The organism is Rhodanobacter ginsengiterrae, from assembly GCF_050026815.1.
Classification (GTDB): domain Bacteria; phylum Pseudomonadota; class Gammaproteobacteria; order Xanthomonadales; family Rhodanobacteraceae; genus Rhodanobacter; species Rhodanobacter ginsengiterrae.
This window is the reverse complement of sequence record NZ_JALBWO010000057.1, coordinates 473,900-497,451: the sequence shown is the minus strand read 5'-3', so window position 1 is coordinate 497,451 and position 23,552 is coordinate 473,900. Positions and strand designations below refer to the sequence as shown.

Genomic DNA, 23,552 nt, shown 5'->3' with positions numbered 1-23,552 from the left:
TGCTCTTGATGCGTTCCAGAACTCAGCAGAAAGTCAGGGCGACAGGTAGTGCCCGCCCCACGAAACCGCGGCGCTCAATGCGCCAGATCAAGCGCGTAAATCGCGGTGCCATCCCCGTTGTCCTTCAGCTGCCGGATGTTGTCCAGCCCGGCCGCCTTCGCCACGTCGAGCTTGTTCGCCGCACCGGTGAACACGATGGGCCCGCGCACCTTCAGTGGCGCGAAGTTCCATGAGGTGGGTTCAAGGTCGGCGGCGCCGATCTGCTTCCTGTGTTCGATCCACTTCGCCAGGATCTCGCGGGTGCCGTCGGGTGCGGCGAGCACGATGTTGCTGCCGTCCAGGCCGGGGAAATGGCCGCCGCCGCTGGCGCGATAGTTGTTGGTGACGATGATGAACGGATCCGTCGGCGCAACCGGCTTGCCCTTGAAGGTCAGCGTGGTGATGCGCTGGCCGGCCGGTCTGGAGACGTCGATGACGTAGTGCACGCCGCCCTGGATCTGGTCGAAGTTGTAGCCGACATAGCGGCTGTTGATCAGCTGCTGTTCGCCGGCCTTGGCCGGGTCGATGCGGTTGAAGCGCTCGGCGGATTGCTCCAGCCAGGCCTTCAGGCCGGCGCCGTCGGTCTTCACCGCGGCCAGGGTGTTCGGATAGAAGTACAGGTCGGCGGCGCTGCGCAGGGTGAGCGGGCCGGCGGCGACGTCGGTGTAGTCGTCGGGACCGCCGAAACCGGTGCGGAAGGCGGCGGCGGCAGACAGCACCGGCACGTCGGCCAGCTCGGGATGCGAGCGCGGCAGTTCGCTGCGCACGTAGTCGGCCTGCGCGGCGTTGACCGGCGCCAGCGCGGTCATGTTGCCTTCGTCGGCGAAGTAGCTGCTCATGCGCAGCGTGCTGTTGCCGATCGGCGTGTTGACGTAGGCAATCGCCGCTTCATGGGCCTGCTGCACCAGTGGCGCGATTTCGGGGTCGGCCGGCACGCAGTCGTTCTTGTGTGCGCAGATCGGGCGTACTTCGCTGTGGCTTTCCTCGCGTGCGACCACCCAGCGGCCACCCTGGCGATCCAGCACCAGCCGGATCACACCCAGGTCCTTGCCGAAGAAGCCCCCCATCACCGCCGGCACGCCGCGGACCAGGCCGCGCTTCGCATCGACGTCCTTCATGCCGGCGTAGTGCGGGCCGGGGAATTCGGTGTGCGAGTGGCCGAGCAGCAAGGCATCGATGCCGGGCACGCCGGCCAGGTACCAGCCTGCGTTTTCCATCTGCGGGGTGTACGGCGCGGTGTTGAGGCCGCCGTGCAGGATCGCCACGATCAGGTCCGGATGCTGCGCCTGCAACGCCGGCAGGTATTTGCGCGCCGCCTCGACCACACCGCTGACGGTCACCTTGCCGGCAAGGTTCTGCTTGTCCCAGTCCATGATCGGCGGCGGCGTGAAGCCGATGATGCCGACCTTCAGCGGCACCTCGATCTTGCTGCCGTCGGGACTGTAGGCGGTGATGGTCTTCGTCACTACCGTCCACGGCTTGAAGACCGGCTTGCCGTCGCGGGCGCTGTCGACATTGGCCAATACCAGCGGAAAGTGCGGCCCGGCACAGTGGTTGCTGCGGCCACCGTCCACGTTCATCGGCGTGCCGGTGACCTGCGACAGGAAGCCCAGCCCGTAGTTGAATTCGTGGTTGCCGGCGGTGCCGCCGTCGTAGCCCATCGCGTCCATCGCCTTGTAGACGGCCAGCTCCTGGCCGCAACCGACAGGCTTCACCAGCGCCTGGTAGTCGGCCAGCACGCTGCCCTGGATGGTGTCGCCGCTGTCGAACAAAAAGGTGTTGGGGAACTCGGCGCGGGCGCGGCGGATCAGCGTGGCGGTGCGTTCGTAACCCAGCGACTGGTCCGGCTTCAGCTTGTAGTAGTCATAGCTGAGCACGTTCGAATGGATGTCGGTGGTTTCCAGGATCGCCACGTTGGCGCGCGAGCCGTCCGGGAGCTTGCCGGCATGCCCGGGGAGCCCGGCACAGCCGGCGAGCAGGGTGGCGGCGAGTGCGAGAAGGGGGACGGAGGTGGATGACAACAGGCGAGACGGCATGGTCGTTCCGGGGCAGCAGTGTGGGTCAGGCCGGAGAAGCTAGCAGATCGGCATGACCGGGTGCGTGCGCGGAGCATGAATGGCTTCCGTCTGCCGCGGGTCCGTCGGGCAAGCGGCAGGGCGCACAAGACCGTAAGATGACACTCCGGTGACACGGGTACTTACAGGGGGCTGGCCAGGCCATGCGTCGAATATCGTTGCGCCCATCGCGAGTCGGTGTGGTGGTGTTGTGCGCGCTGGCATTTTTCGCCGGCTGCGTCGCGTTGACGGCCTGGCAGGAGCCGATGCCGCTGCAGCGGGTTTTCATCATGGTGTTGATGCTGTGCACCTGCGGCGTGCTGGTGCTTGCGTTCGGACGACTGGCCAGCGGCGTGCTGGTGGGCGCTGGCCTGTTCCTGCTGCTGAAGGCCGTGGCGGTGCTGAAGGTTCGCTACCTCGATTCGCAGCTGATGCCGTCGGACTTCGTCTACTACGTGCGCAGCAGCCTGCTCGACACCTTGAGCCACTACCCGCACCTGTACGCCGTGGGCATCGCTCTGTTGCTGCTGTTGCCGCCGGTGCTGTACCTGGTATGGCGATGGGACTGGCACCTGCTGGCCGCGTTGCGTGCAACGCGGGCGATGTGGGTGCGCGCGGGCGGAATCGCCCTGTGCGGGCTCGGCTTCTGGCTGTGCATGCTGCCCACCGGTCCTTTCGCGCGGGCGCACTCGCGCAACGCGTGGGAGAAGATGTCCGACGACGCGCAGCTGACCAATTTCTTCGTGAACCTGCGCGACGCGGACGTGCAGCTGCCGGCGATGGCCAGCGACGAAGTCGCCGAGCGCGACTGGGGCGCCACCGCCGCGGGCACGCCGGGCAGCCGGCTGCCGCCGTATCCGGACATCGTGCAGGTGCTGGAGGAAAGCACCTTCGACCCGTCCAACTACACCCGCTGCAACGTGCCGCAGTGCCGGGTGGCGATGTTCCAGCCGGACGCGCGCACGCGCGGGCATGGCGTGTTGCGTGTGCATACCTTCGGTGGCGGCACCTGGGTCAGCGAGTTCGCTGCACTGACCGGCATGCCGCAGGACATCTTCGGTGCCGGCGGCATGTATGCGCCCTACGTGCTGGCGCCGAACGTGCGCGACGCGCTGGCGCTGCAGCTGCGGCGGCTGGGCTACCTCACCATCGGCGTCTATCCCACCGGCGCCAGCTTCATCAACGGAAGCAACGCCTACCGCGCCTATGGCTTCGATCATCTGTACGGCGCCGACGAACTGGGCCTGGACGAATGGGAGGAGAGTGACGCGCAGATGTTCGCCGCGGCCAAGCGCATCTACGACCAGATCAGGAAGCCCGGCCAACCGGTGTTCATCATGATCCTGACCTTGAACCAGCACGGTCCGCACGATCACCAGCCGATGGACAAGTTGGCTCCGCCCTACCGCAACCTGCTGCGCGGACTGGTGCCGGGCATGGCGTTGAACTTCGATACCTATCTGTCGCGGCTGCATGACTCGGACGTCGCCATGCGCGGCCTGGAGCACGCCTTTCTCGATCGCCCGCAGCCGACCGTGCTGGTGCATTTCGGCGATCACCAGCCGTCCTTCAACGGCGGGATCCGCAATTTCGATCGCCGCACGCCGGCGGCGATGAAGCCGTACCGCGACTACCTCACCTATTACATGGTGAAAAGCAATTTCGCCGGGCCGCCGTTGCCGGCGTACCCGGTGCTTGACATCGCCTTCCTGCCCAGCATGGTGCTGCAGGCGGCCGGCGTGCCCAGGGACGCTTATTTCACGGCGGCCACCGCATTGCGCACGCGGTGCAATGGCTTGTACGACGATTGTGCGATCCCGGGCTTGTTGCCTTCGTATCACGCCTGGACGATCAAGCGCCTGCACGTATACCAGTGACTCTGAGCGACAGTTTGCGTCGCGCGCTGGTCGCCTGGCCGTGACGGCAGGCCGCGCATGACGCAGCCGCGCCGCCTCGCGGCGGAAAGATGAATGGCAGGCCTCTTGCTTCATGTTGAGCATGACTGAGCGTCTGCCCGTAACCCCGCTTCGCAAGAACACCCCGGTTGATCCGGTGCTGGAACAGCAAATGGCCGAGTGCGGCTTGTCCGGCGAGGAACGTCATTTCCTGCGGCATCTGCATGTCGCCGAGAAGCAGTTGAACGATGCCTTCAGCCAGGCGCGACAGGGCGGCACGCTGGAGGCGCGGGTGAGCGAGGTGTATCGCGAGATGTTCGGCACGCCCGGCAAGCGCGCACGCGGGTCACGCTGAGCTTCGTCGCCGGATCGGTGCTGGCAGGCAGGTGCGGGCGTCAGGCTATGATCGGCGACAGTCGTCATCGGGAATCCGCATGTCCGTCCTCGCCCTCCATGCCACAGCGGAACCGTATCGGCGCGCGCTGGCCCTGGCCACGCTGGCGGCGGCGGGCGCCGCCATTGCCGGGGCGCTGCTGGCGGCGAGTCAGCCGGGCCTGGGCTGGCAGTGGCTGCACTGGCTCGGCAAGCCGCTGGCGACCGCGCTGATCTTCGTGCTGGCCTGGCGCGGATGGCCGGCGCAGTCGCCGCGCTATCGACGGTGGATTCTTGCCGGCATCGCCTGCTCGCTGGTCGGCGACGTGTTGCTGATGTTGCCGGGCGACTTGTTCGTGCCCGGGCTGCTGGCCTTCTTGTGCGGTCACCTGTGTTTCATCGCCGCATTGATCGACGACTGCCGCTTCGCCGCGCGTCCCTGGCTGCTGCTGGCCACGTTGGCCTTCGGCGTGGTGAATCTGCATTTGCTGTGGGGCTGGATCGCTGCACCTCTGCGCGTCCCGGTCATCGTCTACGTGGTGGTACTGACCAGCATGGGTGGCCAGGCGCTGGTGCGCGCCCGGGCATTGGCGCAACGCGGCGATGCGCAGGCGCCGGCCGCTCGTCTGGCGGCGCTCGGCGCGCTGATGTTCATGCTGAGCGACTGCCTGCTGGCGTGGAACCGGTTCCACGGGCCGATTCCGCTGGCCAGCCTGTGGGTGCTGTCGGCGTATTATCTGGCCTTGTGGTGGATCGCGCGCTCGGTGCGGCGCGTCGGCACGATGATCGGGGCGGATACGGCGACGTGAATACACAGGAACTCATCATCACCTGGGCCACGCCGGTGTTCTTCCTGTTGATCGGGATCGAGCTGCTGGTGGCAAGGTTGCGCGGGCGTACCGCCTACGCCAGCAACGATGCGGTCAGCAGCATCGGCCTGGGCGTGATTTCGCAAGTCGTCGGCGTGTTCAGCAAGCTGCTGACGATCGGCATCTATGCCTGGTGCGTGCAGCACCTGGCGCTGTTTGCGTTGCCCGAGACCAGCTTGTGGGTGTGGGCCGGAGCGCTGCTTTTCTACGACTTCTGCTACTACTGGCTGCACCGGATGGGCCACGAGGTGAACATCCTGTGGGCCGCCCACGTGGTGCATCACCAGAGCGAGCATTACAACCTGTCCACCGCGCTGCGCCAGACCGGCAGCGGCGCCCTGCTGGGCTGGCTGTTCTATCTGCCGATGGCGATCGTCGGCGTGCCGCTGAAGGTATTCGTGGTGGTGGCGCTGATCGACCTGCTGTATCAGTTCTGGGTGCACACCGAACAGATCGGCCGGCTCGGCTGGTTCGACCGGGTGTTCTGCTCGCCGTCCAACCATCGCGCCCATCACGCGGTCAACGATCGCTACCTCGACCGCAACTATGGCGGCGTGCTGATCGTGTGGGATCGTCTGTTCGGTACCTTCGTCGAGGAAGACGACAAGGACCCGCCCGTGTACGGCACCCGCTCGCCGCTGCGCAGCTGGAACCCGCTGTGGGCGAACGTCGAGGTGTACTGGAAGACCGCGCAGGACGCCTGGCACGCGAAGCGCTGGCGCGACAAGCTGCTGGTGTGGATCAAGCCGCCGGGCTGGCGTCCGGCCGACGTGGCGGCGCGTTTTCCGAAGCCGGATTTCGTGATGCCCACCGAGCGTTTCGACCCGCCACTGTCGCGGCCGTTGAAGTTCTACGTGCTGGCGCAGTTCGCGCTGCTGCTGGGCATGGCCACGCAGTTCCTCGGCATGGCCGGCGCCGCCGGTTTTTCCGCCCTGCTGCTGTACGCGCTGTACCTGGTGGCCAGCCTGTGCGTGGTCGGTGCGCTGATGGAAGGGCGTCGCTGGGCGTTCTGGGCGGAGGCCGCCCGCGTACTGGCGACCGCCGTTGCGCCACTGCTCAGCGGGCGCTGGTTCGGCATTGGCCATCTGGATGGCCATATCGCACTGGCCATCGCGGTGGTGTTCGGGCTCAGTGCGCTGGCGCTACCCTGGCTGGGCGGCCTGCGCCCGTCGTCTTCGCTGCATCACGACGTTGCGACGGGGTGACGTCTCTCAAGAGCACCCCTCGGCCCTCCGGGCAGCTCCCCTGCGGGCAGGGGAGCGACGGCGGGTCGGTCAGAACTTCACCCGCGCCTCCACGCCCCACATCCGCGGCGGCGTGACGTAGGCGTACGGCGTGCCCAGCACCGACTGCGAGATGGTGCCCAGTCCACTGACGTAGCGTTTGTCGAACAGGTTCTGCACGTACGCGCCGAGGCCCCAGCGGCCGTTCGCCGCGTTCCAGTCGAGGCGCAGGTCGGTGCGCTGCTGCGATTCGCCCAGGTCGAAGTTGGTCGGCAGCGCGCACTTGCCCTGGTAGACCGAGGCGTCGTTGCAGCGCATGCGGCCACGGTAGCCGTAGTTGGCGTGGAAGCTCAGGTCGCCGCGGGCGACGCCATGCCAGGTGTAGTCGCCGCTGAGGCTGTAGGAGAACTTCGGTTCGTCCACCGGCTGGCCGGAGACGTCGAGGTAGAGCGCGTTGCCCTGGCCATCGAGTCCGGCCGGCACGCGCGCGGTGGAGTATTTGGAATCGATGTAGCTGCCGTTGAAGCCCAGCTGCAGGTCGTCCAGCGGGACCCATTGCAGTTGCAGGTCGACGCCGGTGGCGTCCTGGCTGGTATTGCTGACCTGGTAGGTCGGCACGCCGAGGCCGTCGGTGGACGGCACCACCACCAGGGTCTGCTTGTCGGTGTAGCGGTAGTGGTAGACCGAGGCATTCAGCAGCAGGTGTTGCTCGGGGAAGGTGCTCTTGATGCCGATCTCGGCATTCCACACTTTCTCCGGCTGGAACTGCGAGCCGGGTTCGGTGCCGTTGTAGCCGCCGGCCTTGTAGCCGCGGGCGAGTGACGCATAGCCCATGGTGTTCGGCGTGAACTTGTAGTCGGCGACCAGGCGCGGGCTCAGGTCGTTCCAGCTGTTGTCCTTGCTGACCAGCTGGCCGACCGCGTTGGGGAAGATCTGGTTCTGGGTGAGGATGGCGCGCAGCGCATCGGCACTGAGCGCGCCGCCGGTGAGCAGCGGCGCCAGATCGAGGATGCCGGCGGCATCGAGCTGATTGACCGTCGCATCGAGCTGCGGCGCGTAACGCACCGGCGTGTACCAGTCGAAATACTTGCGATCATGGGTATAGCGCAGGCCGGTGGTGATGTTGAGCCGGTCGGTGACATGCCAGATCGCGTCGCCGTAGGCGGCATACGAATTGAAGCGGCCGTTGTTGCTGACCGTCTCGGTCCACGGATCGCCGAGCAGCCGGTAGGGCAGGTTGAAGGCCTGCAGCAGCGAGTCGAAGTAGTGGAACAGCGTGCCGTCCGGGGTGAAATTGGCGCCGAGGCCGCTGTTGATCGCCAGCGTGTCGTAGGTGTCGGTGTTCACCGTGGCCAGGCTGGTCTGCCTGGCATGCTCCATGTAGTAGCTGGCGCCGGCGACCCAGTCGACCCGCTCGTTGCTGCCGCTGAACTTGAACTCCTGGTACAGCGTGCGGCCCTCGCTGATCACGCCGGTGTCGAGGTGGGTGGTGATGTGGTTGGTGCCGTCGCCGTCCTCGACGTGCGAAATGTTGTAGGCGGCGTAGTTGGTGGTCGAGCTGAAGCTGCCCCAGTCGAAGCCGTGGTCGAAAGCCAGCGTCCAGCCGTTGTACTGGCGGCGTTCGCGGCCGCCGGCGCTGTCGTTGAAGAACGGCGCATGGCGCGGGTCGTACCAGGTCGACGGATCGGCCGGGAACGGCGCGCGCTGATACAGGTCGGTGGACGACAGCGGGATCAGGCCCACGTCCATGCGCGAGGGCTGCTGCAGGCGATCGTGGTCCCACGACAGGTGCACGGTGCTGTCGGGCGTGACCTGCCAGCGCGCCACCATGCGTGCGCCCCATTCGTCGTCCTTGCCGTAATGCCGGCCGGTCACGGCATCCTTCAGGTAGCCGTTGCTCTGGTTGTCGAGGAAGCTCATGCGCACGGCCAGGTCCTGGCTCACCGGCAGGTTGAGCAGGGCGTCGCCGTAGCGCCTGCCGTATTCGCCGTAGCGGATGCGCGCGTTGCCCTCGAGCTTGTCGGTGGGTTCGTGGGTGACGATCGAGATCGCGCCGGCGGCGGTATTGCGGCCGAACAGGGTGCCCTGCGGGCCCTTCAGCACCTCGACCCGGGCCACGTCGTTGAGCGCCATCAGCGCGCCGCCGGAACGGGTCTGGTAGACGCCGTTGACGTAGACGCCGACAGCGGAGTCGGTGCCGATGCCGAAGTCGTTGGTCTCGATGCCGCGCAGCCGGTAGGTCGGCTGGGTCGGGTCGCTGCCGTCGACCACCAGGCCGGGCACGAACAGGTTGGTCTGGCTCAGGTCGGTGGCGGCGATGATGTCGAGCTGCTTCGCGGTGACGATGTTCATCGCGATCGGCACGTCCTGCACTTCCTGCGTGCGGCTTTGCGCGGTCACCGTGATCTTGCCCAGTTCGGTGGCGGGCGGGGCGGCGTTCGCACCGTCGGCCTGCTGGGCCAGCGCGGTGCCCGCGGTCAGCAGGCTGCCGCTGATCAGCGCCCGCGCGATACCGAGGGCAAGTGGATGCCGGCGACGGAACATGGAGGACTCCCCTGGTGGCCCGCGGATGGCGGGTCTGCGCCGGCATGTTCCACTGCCTTGTCCGCTGCTGTACAGGTGCATTGCAACATGCACGGCGCCCGGGCCATCCGATGGCCCGACCGTACATTCGTTATGATCGGTCGATTCGTTTCGAGGGGGTGAGTCGATGGGTTTCTTCAGCAAGCTGGTGCGCCACAAGACGATCGAGCAGTTGCAGTCGGAGGCCGGCACGCGTGGCGACTTCCGCCGCGTGCTCGGTTTGTGGCAGCTCACCGCGATCGGCATCGGCGGCATCATCGGGGTCGGCATCTTCGTGCTGGCCGGGCAGCAGGCGGCCATGAACGCCGGCCCCGCGGTGGCGATCAGTTTCCTGATCGCCGGTGTCGGCAGCGCCTGCGCGGCGCTGTGTTACGCCGAATTCGCCGGACTGATCCCGGTCACCGGCAGCGCCTATACCTACGGCTACGCGGTGCTGGGCGAGTTCGCCGCCTGGATCATCGGCTGGGACCTGCTGCTGGAATACGCGCTGGTGGTCGCCGTGGTGGCGATCGGCTGGTCCGGCTACGTGCAGGTGTTGCTGACTTCCGCCGGCGTGCATCTGCCGGAGTGGGCGCAGAAGAGCATGAGCGCGCAGACCATGCACTACTACCTGCAGCAGGTCTTCGGCGTGCATGGCTCGACCGCGATCGCCGGGCCCAGTGACGGCCATCGCTTCAACGTGATCGCGGCGGCGGTATCGATCGGCGTGGCGATCCTGCTGACCGTGCGCACCGAATGGGGCGCGCGCTTCAATACCTTCGTGGTGGCGATCAAGGTGATCGGCGTGTTGCTGGTGGTCGGCGTGGGCGTGTTCTACATCAATACCGCGAACTGGCATCCCTTCGTGCCTGCACCAGTGGTCGATGCCGCGACGGGATTGAGCCACTTCGGCTGGTCGGGCGTGCTGACCGGCGCCAGCGTGGTGTTCTTCGCGGTGTTCGGCTACGACACGCTGACCACCGCGGCGGAGGAGTCGAAGCATCCGCAGCGCGACCTGCCGCGTGCGGTGCTGCTGTCGCTGGCGATCGCGATGGTGCTGTACATCGCCGTGTCGCTGGTACTGACCGGCATCGTGCCGTACAGCACCTTGAGTGGCGAAGCTTCGGTGTCCGATGCATTCGAGTCGATCGGCCTGCACTGGCTCAGCATCGTCATCGCGGTGGCCGCGGTGGTCGGTGTCACCAGCGTGCTGTTCGCCTTCATGCTGGGCGCGGCGCGGATCTGGTTTGCGCTGGCCCGCGATGGCCTGCTGCCGGCCTGGTTCGCCAAGGTCAGCCCGCGCTTCGGCACGCCGGCGCGGCCGACCCTGATCATCGGCGTGTTCACCGCACTGGTGGCCGGGCTGCTGCCGATCGGCGAGGTGGCCGAGCTGGTCAACATCGGCACGCTCAGCGCCTTCATCATCATCTGCGCCTCGATCATGCTGCTGCGCGTGCGGCGGCCGGAGTTGCCGCGCAACTTCCGCACGCCGGCGGTGTGGTTCACCGCGCCGCTGGGCATCGCGTTTTCGGCCGCGCTGATCTATGGCCTGCCGTGGATCACCTACGAGCGCTTCGTGTACTGGATGCTGGCCGGTTGCCTGATCTATTTCGGCTACGGCATTCGCCGCAGCAAGATGGCGTTGCAGGGTTGACCAGCGCTGCCTGATCGGGGCGAGCGGCAGAAACGCGTTCAGTCGACCGCGCTGGCCACGCGGTCGCGGCCGGCGCGCTTGGCCTGGCGCATCGCCCGGTCGGCGCGCACCAGCAGGGTTTCGATCGCCTCGTCATGGGGTCGGCATTCGACCACGCCGATGCTGACGCTCATGCGGCCGTCCGGACGCTGGATCGCGTGGATCGCCAGGCGCAATTGTTCGGCCCGCTGCGTCGCCTGCGCCAGGTCGAGGCCGGGCAGCAGCATCGCGAACTCCTCGCCGCCGATCCGGCCGATCAGGTCGCCCGGGCGCATTTGCCGGCGCATGGTGCCGGCCAGGGCGACCAGCGCGGCGTCGCCGGCGGCATGGCCGAAGTCGTCGTTCAGCGGCTTGAAGTGATCGGCGTCCAGGTACAGCACGGCCGCCGGAATCTGGCGATGCTGGATGTCGGCCAGCGCCAGCCGCGACAGTTGCAGGAAACGGTTGCGCAGCAGCAGGCCGGTCAGGCCATCGGTATTGGCCTGCTCGCGCAGACGGCGCTCCAGCCGGAATTGCTCGAACAGCGTGCGTGCCATGAAGGCACGCAACACCGCGGCCAGCACGATCGCCACCGCCATGTAGACCAGGTACTGCACCATCTGCACGCTGTCGCTGTTGCCGATCAACAGCATCGGCAACGGGCCGAGCGCGCACACGATCATGCCGGCCAGGAAATCCCAGCGGCCCAGCCAGATCACCGACGAGACCACCGGCAGCAGCAGGCCGGGCAGCACCATCGTCTGCCGATGCGGATTGCCGGCGCTGTTGAGGTTGATGCCGATCTCCAGCAGCACCACGAACAGCAGGGTCAGCACACTGAGCAGGCGTGGCTCGCGCACGCAGCGAGTCGACAGCGCCACCAGCGCAAGTGGCAGCAGCGGCGTCGCGCGCAGCCAACCCGGCAGCTGCGGTTCCTGCAGCAAGCTGGCGGCCACCACGGCGACCAGGTAGACCAGGGTCGCGACCAGCATCAGCGCGTGGATCATCGGCCCCATCCGCAGTGCCAGGTACTTTCGATAGTCGTGCTGCTGGACGGTGTCGTCGCTGTGCCGGGGCGGGTTGAACAGGGGTTGCATGTCGGTCCTGACCGGTGAAGCTGGGGATGTCAGTGCAGTCGTGAGCAAGATGGGTGCCAGAAACGGTTCGCCGCGCAAGGCGGGCTTGTTCTCTCCTGCCGCTCGTGACCTTCGGCAGGGGTGCAGCCGGGCGCGCCGGTCTAGCATCGGCCCACTGGAACTCCTGCCATGACAACTTCCCGTCGCAAGGATTCCCGGGCCCCGTCTGGCCTGATGCACGTCTTGGCCGGATTTCCCGGCCGCTGCGGCAGCGTTCGCCAGGCTCCCATTTCCCCACCCGGAGAACGCATTGAAAGTCACCCGTCTCGCTTCCGCCCTTGCCGCCGCTGCCTTCGGGCTGGCCAGTTTCGCCGCACTCGCTGATGTCCCGGCGCCGCAGGATGTGCCGTATCAGGGCACATTGAAGATCAGCGTGGACGCCACCGATGTGGCGCACCGCATCTTCCGGGTTCACGAAACCGTGCCGGTGGCGGCCGGTCCGCTCACCCTGCTGTATCCGCAGTGGCTGCCGGGCAATCACTCGCCGACCGGTCCGATCGACAAGATGGCCGGCCTGGTGGTGAAGGCGAACGGCCAGGTGCTGCCGTGGACGCGCGATCCGCTCAATGTCTACGCCTTCCACCTCGACGTGCCGCAGGGCGCGACCAGCGTGGAGGTGGCGTTCCAGTTCCTGTCGCCGCAGAACCCGCGCCAGGGTCGCGTGGTGATGACGCCGGAAATGCTCAACCTGCAGTGGAACGCGGTCACCATGTATCCGGCCGGCCACTACGCGCGCCAGATCCATACCGAGGCCAGCGTGAAACTGCCCGCCGGCTGGCAGGCCGGCACCGCGCTGGAAGTGGCCTCGAAAGACGGCGACACGCTCAATTTCAAGCCGATCAACTACAACGACCTGGTCGACTCGCCGATCTACGCCGGCAAGTATTTCAAGCGCGTGGACCTGGACCCGGGCGCCAAGGCCCCGGTGCACATGGACATCGTGGCCGATGATGCGAAGTACCTGGAGATCAAGCCCGAGCAGATCAAGCTGTTCCGGAACCTGGTGCAGCAGATGTACAAGATGTACGGCGCGCACCACTACGACCACTACGACTTCCTGGTCTCGCTCAGCGACAAGATGAGCGGCAACGGGCTGGAGCATCACCGCTCCAGCGAAGACGGCACCTCGGCCGACTTCTTCACCGAGTGGAAGAAGAATGCGCTGGCGCGCGACCTGTTCTCGCACGAGTTCAATCATTCGTGGGACGGCAAATACCGCCGTGGCGCCGATCTGACCACGCCCAACTTCAACGTGCCGATGAGCGACACGCTGTTGTGGGTGTACGAAGGCCAGACCCAGTTCTGGGGCCAGGTGATGGCCGCGCGCTCGGGCCTGTGGGACACCGAGCAGGCGCACGACATGTGGGCCTTCACCGCCGCCACCTACGACCGGGGCCGTCCCGGCCTGGCCAGCTTCCGCAACGTGCAGGACACCACCAACGATCCGGTGATCGCGCAGCGCGCACCGCTGCCGTATCGCAACTACCAGGCCAGCGAGGATTACTACTCGGCCGGCCAGATGATCTGGCTGGACGTCGACGGCAAGCTGCGCGAGCTGAGTGGCGGCAAGAAGAGCATCGACGATTTCGGCAAGGCGTTCTTCGGCATGGAGAACGGCAAGTGGGACGTCAACACCTACGTCTTCGAAGACGTGGTCAAGACGCTCAACGAGATCGCGCCGTACGACTGGGCAAAATATCTGCGCACGCGTCTGGACGGCCATGGCCCGCTGACCGGCGGCATTGCGTCACACGGCTGGAAGCTGGTCTACACCGACAAGCCGTCCGACGCGGTGAAGGCGATCGAGGCACGCCGGCATTCCGCCGACCTCACCTATTCGCTTGGCCTGTCGATCGGCAAGGATGGCGGCATCGGCGACGTGCTGTGGGATGGCCCCGCCTTCAAGGCCGGCATCTCGCCGGGCATGAGCGTGATCGCGGTGAACAGCCACGACTACTCTGCCGATGCACTGAAGGAAGCCGTCACCGCCTCGGCCAAGGACAAGAGCGTGCCGGTCGAACTGCTGGTGAAGAACTTCGACCAGTACCAGACCATCCGCATCGACTACCACGACGGCCTGAAGTACCCGCACCTGGTGCGCGACAGCAGCAAGCCGGACACCCTGAGCACTCTGCTCAAGGCGCGTTGACCCGGACGCTCCCTGCCGCCGGAAGCGGCGGCAGGGAGCGTTCCGCTGCGGAAGCGCGGGAGGGCTTTCCCGTGACGCATGTCCGCCCGCGGCAACTCGGCTATACTGCGCTCCCCGCGGTGCCGGCCCCCGGCCACAGCCCCGCGCGGCCACACATGCGCCCGTAGCTCAGCTGGATAGAGTACTGCCCTCCGAAGGCAGGGGTCACAGGTTCGAATCCTGTCGGGCGCACCATTTCTTCGTCACCTTTTCACTCCGCTGCCGTTCGTGGCGATAGCGTCATGGGCGCATTTTGACCGGCGTCTCCGTTGGCGATGACGCCGCTGCCTCCGATCATTGCAATCCGCGCTGGCGCTGGTGAAGATCAGGCGGATGGATCGCGGCCGATCCGATGAACTCCAGGAGGTCGAGGCAGTGACGGCAGGCAACGCAGGCGGCGACATTCGCGAGGTGGAAGGTGCGCAGCAAACCACCGGCCTGCTGATCTATCGCGCGAGCCGGCTGGAGAAGCTGCTCGATCCGCTGGTGCAGTTGCTGGCGGTCACCCAGCCGGACCACGTGCTGGCGCCGCAGACCATCATCGCCGCGCATCCGGGCATGAAGCAGTGGCTGAACGGGGCGCTGGCGCGCGAGTACGGCGCCGGCGGCATTGCCGCGAATCTCGACATCCTGCTGCCTAGTGCGTGGATCGACCGACTGGCGCAGGAGCAGCTGCAGCAGCGCGCGGTGTCGTTGCCCCGCTATCAGCGTCAGCATCTGCGCTGGAGCATTCATGAGGTGCTGGGCGGCGACGTCGCCGCGCTGGGCATCAGCGATGCGCGCATCGCCAGTTACCTGCGGCCCGAGGGCGCGCAGGCCGGCGGTGGCGCGGAGCAGGCGCGTCGCCGCTTCCAGCTGGCTGACCGGCTGGCCCGCATCTATTCGCAATACCTGGTGTATCGCCCGGACTGGCTGCGCGGCTGGGAGCAGGGCCGCTTCAGCCTGGTCACCGGACACGCGGCGGAGCCGCTGCTCGCGTCCACCGAACAGCGCCTGCTGGCACCGTTGTGGCGGCATCTGCATGAGCAGCTGGGGCCGCATCGTGGCGATGTGGTGGGCGATCTGATCGACCATCTCGAACAGGGCGGGCACGGCGGCGAAGCGCTGCACGTGTTCGGCGTCAGCCATCTGGCGCCGTCCGAGCTGGCGGTGTTGCGCGCGGCGGCGCGGCAGCGCCTGGTCGCCCTGTATGTGCCCGACCCGTGTCGCGAATACTGGGGTGGCCTGGGGCGCACGCTGCCGGCGTTGCGCCTGCAGACGGTGCAAGAGCAGGCGCGACTGGATGCGGCCCAGGGCAATGATTACTGGGCGGACCAGGCGCATCCGCTGCTGGCCAGTTGGGGGCGCATGGGTCAGCACTTCATCATGGAGCTGGCCGCCGGCGAAGGCGATGTGCTGTCCGACGTGCGGCATCGCGAGGACGAGCAGGTCGTCCACGGCATGGATCGCCTGCAACGCGTGCAGCAGAGCATTCGCGCGCTCGATCCTGCGCTGATGGACGTCGCGCTGGCCACGCCAGTCGATACGCACGCACGCGCCGATGCCTCGCTGCGCGTGCACAGCTGCCACACCCGCCTGCGCGAGCTGGAGGTGTTGCGTGACCAGCTGCTGGACGCACTGGCGACCGCCGATGCGGATGGCCAGCCGCTGCGGCCCGCCGACATCGTGGTGATGGCGCCGGACATCCAGAGCTACGTGCCGCTGATCTCCGCGGTATTCGGCGTGGCCGGTCAGGCCGGCGGCCTGCTGCCGTACCAGCTGGCCGATGTGGCCGTGTCGCGCAGTCACTCGTTGTTCGGCGCCTTCCGGCAACTGCTCGACGTGCCCGGCACGCGGGTCACCGCGCCGGAGGTGGTCGACCTGCTGGCGGTGCCGGAGATCGCGCGCCGCCTGGGACTGGATGCCGGCGGCGTGAGCGAACTGGGCGAATGGCTGAAATCCAGCCGGGTGGCGTGGGCGCTCGATCCGGCGTTCCGTACGCGCTTCGGCGTGCCGCCGATCGCCGAACACACCTTCGGCTGGGCGATGGACCGGATGCTGGCCGGCTACCTGATGGCCGACGCCGCGGACGCCGGGCGGCAGCCGTCGGTGCAGCTTGCCGATGGCACCGAGCTGGCCCCGCTCACCGGCATCCACGGACCGGCCGCCGGCCATCTGGGTGCGCTCGATCATCTGCTGCAGGAAATCCAGACGCTGTGCGACCTGGCCGGCGAGTCGCGGCTGGCCAGCGACTGGGCGGTGGAACTGGAACGGCGCTTCGAGGCGCTGTTCCGCGTCGATCCGCTGGATCGCGCGGCGCGCGATGCGAAGGCGCTGGTGCTCGGTTTCATCCGCAGCCTGGCCAGCGAGCCGGCGGGCGCCGGCGCCGATCCGCTGCTGCACTTCAGCGTGGTGCGTGACCTGCTGGTCGATCGCCTGGCCGCCGTGCCCGAGCAGCAGCGCTTCCTGATGGGTGGCGTGACCTTCTGCGGCATGGTTCCGCAGCGCGCGATTCCGTTCCAGGTGGTGGCCGTGCTGGGACTCAACGATGGCGACTTCCCGCGCTCGGCCAGCGACGCCGGGCTGGACCTGATGGCGCGCTATCGGCGCATGGGCGATCGCGACGTGCGCAGCGACGACCGCTACCTGTTCCTGGAAACCCTGATGTCGGCGCGCCGGCGGCTGCACCTGAGCTACATCGGCGAAGGAGTGCAGGACGGCAAGCCGCGCAATCCGGCGCCACCGCTGGCCGAACTGCTCGCGGTGCTGGATGCCGCGGCGGGATTGCGGCCCGATGACGAGCAGCGCGAACGACCGTGGCTGCTGCGTCATCCGCTGCAGCCCTTCGACGCCCGCTATTTCGATGCCGCCGACGCGCGGCTGTTCTCCTACAACGCGCTGTTTGCCGGCATGCACGGGCGTGGTGAACAGGCCGATGTCGCGCCGTTCCTCGATCACGGCAACGCGCCTGCGCCCGAGCTCGGCCCGACGATTGCCTTGCGCGAACTGCACGCCTATTACCGCGATCCGGCGAAGCAATTGCTCGCCCATCGCATGCAGGTCAGCCTGGATGCACTGGAGGATGATCGGTTGCCGCAGGACGAGCCGATCGAAGCAAGCTTCGCCGCGCTCGACACGGTGGCGAAAACACTGTTCTTCAACGACGCGCTGCCGGGCTGGCCGCATGTCGCATGGCCACCGGCGCAGGCACCGGACTGGCTGCGCCTCGGTGGTGCGATGCCGCCGGGCCGTGCCGGTACGCAGGCGTGGCAGCAGGAAAGTTCGCTGATCGGTCTGCTGCTGCAGGAGGCTGGCCGGTTGCCCGGATTCGCGCACGGGGCGCCGGCGGCCGGCAGTCGCGAACTGGATCTTCCACTGGGCAGGCATCGGGTGATCGGGCAGGTCGCGCAGGTTTATGCCGCCGCCGTCGACGATGGCGAGCAGTGGCACTTGCTGCGGGTGTTTTCCGGCAGCGGCGGCAAGCTCCCGAAGGAAGCGGAACTGAGCTTCAAGGAACGCGTGCCGATGTTTCTCGACTGGGCGCTGCTGCGCCTGCACAGCGCACGCGCGGGCGGCAGCCTGCCGGCGGTGCGGTTGCGCGCCCTGGTGGGCGGCGACGCGCGCCCCTGGCAGGACGGCATCAATCGCCGCGACGAAGACTTCATGCGCGCCGATCCGGCGCAACGCGCGGGGCTGCTCGCCGAACTCGAACAGCGCCTGCAGCAGCTGCTCGACTGGTGGGTCGAGGCGCAAGCGGCACCGCGCTGGTATTTCCCGAAATCGGCCTGGGCCGCGATCAGCGCGCGCAGGCCGAACGCCGGCGCCGGCCATGCCGCCGATGCGGACGAGCGGCCTGCGCCGCCCAGCGTCGGCTCCAGCTGGATCGCCACTCATGGCGGCGTCGGCGAACGCGACTACGCGCCCGGCTACAGTCATCTGCTGGCCGGCGAGGTGGACTTCGCCCCCGGCAGCGCGGAGCTGGCATCGATGACGCAGTTTGCGCTGGCGCTGCATCGCTGCATCAGCTTCGACGACGCGATGGAGCTGCCGGCATGAGCGCCGCCCAGACCCCGCCGATCGACTGGCGCGCGCTCGACCTCGACGACGGCGGCCGCAGCCTGATCGAGGCCAGCGCCGGCACCGGCAAGACCTGGACCATCGCGGCGCTGTACCTGCGCCTGCTGCTGGAGCGGGCGTTGTCGCCGCGCCAGATCGTGGTCACCACGTTCACCGATGCCGCCGCGCAGGAACTGCGCGAGCGTCTGCGCGGCAAGTTGCAATGGGCGGTATTGCGCGCCAGCGATGACCACGCCGCGGTCACCGGCGGCAGCGACGAAGAATGGTTGCTCGCGCGCTGGCAGGCGGAGCCGGCGGCGCGCAGCCACGACTTGCAGCAACTGCGGCTGGCGCTGGCCGAGATGGACGTGGCACCGATCAGCACCCTGCACGGCCTGTGCCGGCGCATCCTCGCCGATCATCCGTTTGCCTGCGGCGTGGCCTTCGTGATGGGCGACATGGTGGCCAGCGATGCCGTGCTGGAGGAAGTGGCCGGCGATTTGTGGCGGCGCCTGCAGCAGGGCGATGCCGACGATGCGCTGGTGGTGCTGGCCGGGCAGGCCGGCGACGAGCTGACGCTGTCAAAGCTGAAGTCGCGCCTGAAGATCGTGCTGGCGCCCGGAGTGGCGGTGCCGGTGCGGCCCGCGGCCGAGATCGACGCCGTGCTGGATGCGGCATGGGCGCCGCGCCTGCGCGAGATCGTCGCCAGCGACACCCATTTCCGGAAGGGCTCGTTGCTGCCGACGTATTGGAGCGAACTGGCAGACTTCATTGATGATCGTTCGCGGGTGCCGAGCCCGAAGGCCTGCGCTGGCCTGAAGGGGGCTTCGGCACTGACCGGTGTATTGAAAGGCAGCAAGGACCACAAGGACCTGATCGCCGCCGCGGCTTTCGCGGAGCGTTGCGCAGAGGTCATCGGGAACTTCCGCTTGCAGTTCTGGCACGACATGGCCGAACTGGCCCGGGCCGAAATGCACGCGCGTCTCGCCGCGCGCCATCAGGTGACATTCGACAGCCTGATCCAGTCGGTCAGCGGCGCACTCGTCCGCGAATCAGCCGCGGGGCACGACCGGCCGCTGGCCGATGCCCTGTTCAAGGCGTGGCCGGTGGCGCTGGTCGACGAGTTCCAGGATACCGATGGCCAGCAGTACGGCATCCTCGATGCGATCTATCGCCAGCGCGATGGCGCTCAGCGGGGTCGGCTGGTGATGATTGGCGATCCCAAGCAGGCGATCTACCGCTTCCGCGGGGGCGATATCCACGCTTACCAGCGCGCGGCCAGAGGCGTGCCGGCGAGCGGCCGTCTGACGCTCGGCACCAATCATCGCTCCAGTGCCGCACTGGTGGCCGCATTCAACCAATTTTACGCGGCGGGGGGGCGAGGGCTGGATGCCGCTGGTGACGGCGGCATCGTCTACGAGGACGTGCTTGCCACCGACCGCCGCGCGGGCAAACCGTATACCGTCGATGGCGAGATCTGCAGCGCGCCGCTGACCATCCACTACCGGCGGGAGCCGCCGCTGGAGCAGCCGCAGCGCCGCGCGGACGCCTTGCAGGTTTGCGCCAACCAGATCGCCGAACTGCTGCAGTCGCGCGCGCATCGTCTTGGCGCCGAACTTGTGCAGCCCTCGGACCTGGCGGTGCTGCTGCCGACCGGCAACGACATCATCACCCTGCGCGATGCGCTGCGCGAACGCGGCGTGCCTTGCGTCACCTCCACGCGCAGCAGCGTGTTCGACACCACGACCGCCCGCGAGCTGCAGGTCGTGCTGTATGCGATCGCCCATCACACCGACCTCGGCGCGTTGCGTGCGGCCGCCGCCACCCGCCTGTGGGGCGCGACCTTCAGCGATCTGCAGCGCTGGGGCGACGATGTGGCGCAGTGGCAGCCGGTGGCAGACAGCTTCCGCGGCTGGAGCCAGCAATGGGCCGAGCGCGGCATCCTGCATGTGGTCGGCCAGCTGATCGAGCATCTGGCCGCGCGCTACCTGCAGACCATGGCGGGTGAGCGCGTGCTTGCCGATCTGCGCCACCTGGGCGAATTGCTGCAGGCGCAGAGCGAGGTGCTGACTGGCCGCGAAGAGCTGCTGGCCTGGTTCCAGCAGTGCCGCGAGGATGGCGCAGCCAGTGGCGACGATGCCGCCGATGCGGCACAACTGCGCATCGAGTCGGACAGCGCCCGCGTGCGGCTGATGACCCTGCACGCCAGCAAGGGGCTGGAGTTCCCGATCGTGTTCCTGCCGCTGATGTGGAATCACGGCGAGCGCGCCGGCGAAAGCATCTACGTAGTCGATGATCCGGCCAGCGGCTTGCGCCGCGCCGAGTTCTCCGCCGAGGCGAAGGCGCGCGAAGCGCAGGATCTGCAGGACGAGCGCTTTCGCGTGCTGTACGTGGCGCTGACCCGCGCCATCCATGCCTGCCACCTGTTCGCCTTGCCGCCGGAGCGGCCGGCCAGCGCCAGCGCGAAGGGTTCCGCCAGCGGAACCCGGCGCAGTGCGCTGGACGTGATGCTCGAACGCATCGAGCCGCCACTGGACTCGCCCGAGCTTGTGCAGCGGACGCCGAACATCCGCTGGCTCGATGGCTGGCATCCGACCGCGCGGCAAAATTTCAGCGCCGATCCGATAGGTGACACGGCACGACGAGCACGTGAGTTGCCACCGCCGCGATTCGGGCCGCTGGAAGCCAAGCACAGCTTCACCACGCTGACCCACGGCGATCATCGCGAGGCGATCAATCCCGGCGCCTCCGCGGGCGATGAGGACGAGGTAGCCGGCGCCGAGCTTGCCGTCACGGCCGGGTTCGCTGCGGCCGACGCGGTGCCACCGGTGAGCGCGCCTTTGCCCGAGCCCGAAGCGCCGCAGCCGCATGCCGCGCTGACGGCGCTGGCCCGCGTGCGCGGCACCGATTTCGGCAACGCGGTGCATGCGGTGTTCGAGCATCGCGCCATCGGTGTGCCGATGGCCGAGCAGCGCGACCTGATCGAAGACTGCCTGCGCGACGCCGGCGTGCGCCGCCAGGACATCAAGCAATCCGACCTGATCGACCTGCTGGTGACGCGGATCCAGGGCGCGCTGGATGCGCCGCTGGGTATCGCAGCCGGCCCCTCATTGTGCCTGGCCGATCTGGCCGCGGCGGACCTGCGCGCGGAAATGGGTTTCTTCTTCTCGCTGGAACGCGTCTCGATGGCGCGCCTGCGCGCGGTCTGCGCCGCGCACGGCGAGCCCGACCTGGTACCGCCAAGCCAGCGTCTGCTGAGTGGCCTGATGAACGGCAAGATCGACCTGATCTTCCACCACGACGGCCGCTATCACGTGCTCGATTACAAGGGCAATTACCTCGGCGATACGCTGGCGGACTACCGGGGCGCGGCCCTGCTGGCGCAGATGGATGGCAACCATTACCGCTTTCAGGCCTTGCTCTACACGGTGGCGGTGGACCGGTACCTGCGCCAGCGCCTGGGCGCGAACTATCGGCGGCAGCGGCAACTGGGCGAGTGTGTCTACCTGTTCATCCGCGCGGCCGGTCTGGCCGATGACGCCGGTATCTGGCGCCACCGCTTCGCCGACGATCTGCTGGATGCCGTCGACGAGGTGTTCGCCGACGACCTGAACACAGCGGAGGTCGCGTGAGCACACCGGTCCGCAGTTACCATTTCCGCCGCCTTGCCGGCGAAACCACGCCGCCGGAAGCCTGGCGCATGCTCGACGCCACGGTGGCGCGCTGGGTGCTCGCGCATGGCGGCTCGCCGCTGCTGGCGCGGCTGGCCGGCTGGGCCAGTCACGCGGAGGGACGCGGTGACAGCGCACTGCTGCTGACCGACGATGCGGCCGCCCGGCTTGGCATGCCGGCCTGCACGGCGACCGAGCTGGCAGCGTTGCCGGCCGAGTCGATGGTCGCGCTGGCCGGTGCCGGCGACCCCGGCGGCACGCCGTTCGTGCTGGATCCGCCGCACTTCTACCTGCGCCGCAACTACCTGCACGAGACCGCCGTCGCGCGGCAGGTGCGCGTGCGCCGCGCGATGGCCTCGCCGGCAACGGTTGCCGCGGCGGATCTCGATGCGCTGTTTCAGGGCGACGTGGGTGCCACCGTGACGCCGCAGCGCCAGGCGGTGACCCAGGCACTCGGCAAGCGCCTGTTCGTGCTTACCGGCGGCCCCGGCACCGGCAAGACCACCACCGTATTGCGCATGCTGATGCTGCTGATCAGGGGGCGCGCCGCCCAGGGTCGGGTCGCACCGACGATTCGCATCAGCGCACCCACTGGCAAGGCGGCGCAGCGCCTGTCCGAGTCGTTGCGCGATGGCGCGCAGCGCATGCGCGGCGGGCAACCGCCGCTCGATCCGGCATGGCAGCCACCGCTGGAGTGCGCACTGGCGGCCGAGGCCAGCACCCTGCATCGGCTGCTCGGCAGTCGGGGTCGGCACGGCGGTTTCGCGTATCACGCGGATAACCCGATTCCGGCCGACATCGTGATCGTCGACGAAGCCTCGATGGTCGACCTGGCGATGCTGCGCAATCTGCTCGATGCGCTGCACGAGGACACCGTGCTGATCCTCGTCGGCGACGCCGATCAGCTCACTTCGGTGGGTACCGGCTCGGTGCTGCTCGACCTGGTCGGCGCGATGGAGGCCGAAGGCGCGTCCGATCTGGTGCGCCTGCGCCACAGCTTCCGTGCCGATCAATCGCTGGTGCCGATCAACGACGCGATCCGCCGCGGCGATGCGCTGGCGTTCGACGCCGCGTGGCGCGCCGCTGGCGCCAGGGCGATTCACCGTCAGGTGGCCACGGCGCAGGAACTGCGCGATGCCTTGTACAAGTGGAGCGCTGCGCTCGATGCCAGCTTGCGCGAAGCGGGGGCGCTCGACGTGGTGTCGAACGTCGATCAGTCGCAGGTGCTCAAGGCACTCGACGCACTGCATCGCCGCCAATTGCTGTGTGCCTTGCGCGAAGGGGAATTCGGCGCGGAAGTGGCCAATGCGACCATCGAGCGACGGCTCAAGTCAGGCCTGGACGTGGCCACCGATGTGGAGTGGTACCCCGGTCGCGCGGTGATGATCAGCCGTAACGACTACACCGTGGGCCTGTTCAATGGCGACGTGGGTCTGTGCCTGCGCGATGAAAGCGGCAACCTTGCGGTCTGGTTCGAGGTGACCGTGCAGGGAACGGCAGCGACCAGCGGCGAATCGCTGAGCGCGGAGGCGACGCCGCATGCCGGTCGTCGCGCCATCGGCTTTGCGCCCGGTGCGCTGCCTGACCATCAGGGTGCCTTCGCGGTGACGATCCACAAGAGCCAGGGCTCGGAGTACGACCACGTCGCGGTGCTGCTGCCGCCGGATCTGCAGAACCAGATTCTCTCCCGTCAGCTGCTGTATACCGGGCTGTCGCGGGCGAAAAAGATGGTCGAGTGGTGGGGCACCGAGGCGGCATTTGAAATCGCCCTGGCAACGCCGGTGCGCCGGGCCAGCGGGTTGGCCGCGCGCATCGCCTGATGCGTCGGGCCAACGC

The 23,552-nt window shown here is 67.8% G+C and carries 12 protein-coding genes and 1 tRNA gene; 10 read left to right on the top strand and 3 right to left on the bottom strand.

The window, feature by feature from the left end; all coding sequences use genetic code 11:
* Positions 1–74: 74 nt before the first annotated feature.
* Positions 75–2,075, bottom strand: coding sequence for a bifunctional 2',3'-cyclic-nucleotide 2'-phosphodiesterase/3'-nucleotidase (locus ACQGNJ_RS17200; RefSeq protein ID WP_426690465.1), 2,001 nt, complete (start codon positions 2,073–2,075; stop codon positions 75–77).
* A gap of 182 nt (positions 2,076–2,257) precedes the next feature.
* Here ACQGNJ_RS17200 and ACQGNJ_RS17195 point away from each other — a divergent pair, with 182 nt between their 5' ends.
* The 4 genes from ACQGNJ_RS17195 to ACQGNJ_RS17180 all read left to right on the top strand — a co-directional run bounded on the left by ACQGNJ_RS17195 (position 2,258) and on the right by ACQGNJ_RS17180 (position 6,434).
* Positions 2,258–3,970: a sulfatase-like hydrolase/transferase gene (locus ACQGNJ_RS17195; protein WP_426690464.1), complete on the top strand. Its 1,713-nt coding sequence runs from the start codon at positions 2,258–2,260 to the stop codon at positions 3,968–3,970.
* A gap of 121 nt (positions 3,971–4,091) precedes the next feature.
* On the top strand, positions 4,092–4,343 hold the full coding sequence (locus ACQGNJ_RS17190) for a hypothetical protein (protein WP_426690463.1): 252 nt from the start codon (positions 4,092–4,094) through the stop codon (positions 4,341–4,343).
* A gap of 79 nt (positions 4,344–4,422) precedes the next feature.
* Positions 4,423–5,169, top strand: coding sequence for a lysoplasmalogenase (locus ACQGNJ_RS17185; RefSeq protein WP_426690462.1), 747 nt, complete (start codon positions 4,423–4,425; stop codon positions 5,167–5,169).
* Complete coding sequence (locus ACQGNJ_RS17180; RefSeq protein WP_426690461.1) at positions 5,166–6,434, top strand: sterol desaturase family protein; 1,269 nt, start codon at positions 5,166–5,168, stop codon at positions 6,432–6,434. Before ACQGNJ_RS17185 ends, ACQGNJ_RS17180 begins: the two co-directional genes overlap by 4 nt.
* Positions 6,435–6,503: 69 nt before the next feature.
* Here the strand turns inward: ACQGNJ_RS17180 and ACQGNJ_RS17175 are convergent, their stop codons facing one another.
* Positions 6,504–8,996 carry a TonB-dependent receptor gene (locus ACQGNJ_RS17175; protein WP_426690460.1) on the bottom strand — a complete coding sequence of 831 codons (2,493 nt, stop codon included), beginning with the start codon at positions 8,994–8,996 and terminating at the stop codon, positions 6,504–6,506.
* Between the two features lie 166 nt (positions 8,997–9,162).
* Here ACQGNJ_RS17175 and ACQGNJ_RS17170 point away from each other — a divergent pair, with 166 nt between their 5' ends.
* Complete coding sequence (locus ACQGNJ_RS17170) at positions 9,163–10,668, top strand: amino acid permease (RefSeq protein ID WP_426690459.1); 1,506 nt, start codon at positions 9,163–9,165, stop codon at positions 10,666–10,668.
* A 38-nt stretch (positions 10,669–10,706) separates the two neighbouring features.
* On the opposite strand, the gene ACQGNJ_RS17165 is transcribed toward ACQGNJ_RS17170, so the two are convergent.
* The gene (locus ACQGNJ_RS17165; protein ID WP_426690458.1) at positions 10,707–11,783 is read right to left on the bottom strand and encodes a GGDEF domain-containing protein; all 1,077 of its coding nucleotides are present in this window, start codon (positions 11,781–11,783) and stop codon (positions 10,707–10,709) included.
* Between the two features lie 289 nt (positions 11,784–12,072).
* Here ACQGNJ_RS17165 and ACQGNJ_RS17160 point away from each other — a divergent pair, with 289 nt between their 5' ends.
* From ACQGNJ_RS17160 to recD, 5 genes are all read left to right on the top strand, one after another.
* The gene (locus tag ACQGNJ_RS17160; RefSeq protein ID WP_426690457.1) at positions 12,073–13,971 is read left to right on the top strand and encodes a M61 family metallopeptidase; all 1,899 of its coding nucleotides are present in this window, start codon (positions 12,073–12,075) and stop codon (positions 13,969–13,971) included.
* 157 nt (positions 13,972–14,128) lie between these two features.
* Positions 14,129–14,205 (top strand) — tRNA-Arg (locus ACQGNJ_RS17155).
* A gap of 138 nt (positions 14,206–14,343) precedes the next feature.
* On the top strand, positions 14,344–18,045 hold the full coding sequence (recC, locus tag ACQGNJ_RS17150; protein ID WP_426690456.1) for an exodeoxyribonuclease V subunit gamma: 3,702 nt from the start codon (positions 14,344–14,346) through the stop codon (positions 18,043–18,045).
* Positions 18,042–21,677: a UvrD-helicase domain-containing protein gene (locus tag ACQGNJ_RS17145; RefSeq protein ID WP_426690455.1), complete on the top strand. Its 3,636-nt coding sequence runs from the start codon at positions 18,042–18,044 to the stop codon at positions 21,675–21,677. Before recC ends, ACQGNJ_RS17145 begins: the two co-directional genes overlap by 4 nt.
* On the top strand, positions 21,674–23,536 hold the full coding sequence (recD, locus tag ACQGNJ_RS17140; protein ID WP_426690454.1) for an exodeoxyribonuclease V subunit alpha: 1,863 nt from the start codon (positions 21,674–21,676) through the stop codon (positions 23,534–23,536). Before ACQGNJ_RS17145 ends, recD begins: the two co-directional genes overlap by 4 nt.
* Positions 23,537–23,552: the final 16 nt, after the last annotated feature.

What these genes read in the sequence shown, in the direction of transcription:
- ACQGNJ_RS17170 (WP_426690459.1), top strand. Translation starts at nt 9,163, where the DNA reads ATGGGTTTCTTCAGCAAGCTGGTGCGCCACAAGACGATCGAGCAGTTG.
- ACQGNJ_RS17165 (WP_426690458.1), bottom strand. Translation starts at nt 11,783, where the DNA reads ATGCAACCCCTGTTCAACCCGCCCCGGCACAGCGACGACACCGTCCAG.
- ACQGNJ_RS17200 (WP_426690465.1), bottom strand. Translation starts at nt 2,075, where the DNA reads ATGCCGTCTCGCCTGTTGTCATCCACCTCCGTCCCCCTTCTCGCACTC.
- ACQGNJ_RS17190 (WP_426690463.1), top strand. Translation starts at nt 4,092, where the DNA reads ATGACTGAGCGTCTGCCCGTAACCCCGCTTCGCAAGAACACCCCGGTT.
- ACQGNJ_RS17175 (WP_426690460.1), bottom strand. Translation starts at nt 8,996, where the DNA reads ATGTTCCGTCGCCGGCATCCACTTGCCCTCGGTATCGCGCGGGCGCTG.
- recC (WP_426690456.1), top strand. Translation starts at nt 14,344, where the DNA reads ATGGATCGCGGCCGATCCGATGAACTCCAGGAGGTCGAGGCAGTGACG.
- ACQGNJ_RS17145 (WP_426690455.1), top strand. Translation starts at nt 18,042, where the DNA reads ATGAGCGCCGCCCAGACCCCGCCGATCGACTGGCGCGCGCTCGACCTC.
- ACQGNJ_RS17195 (WP_426690464.1), top strand. Translation starts at nt 2,258, where the DNA reads ATGCGTCGAATATCGTTGCGCCCATCGCGAGTCGGTGTGGTGGTGTTG.
- ACQGNJ_RS17185 (WP_426690462.1), top strand. Translation starts at nt 4,423, where the DNA reads ATGTCCGTCCTCGCCCTCCATGCCACAGCGGAACCGTATCGGCGCGCG.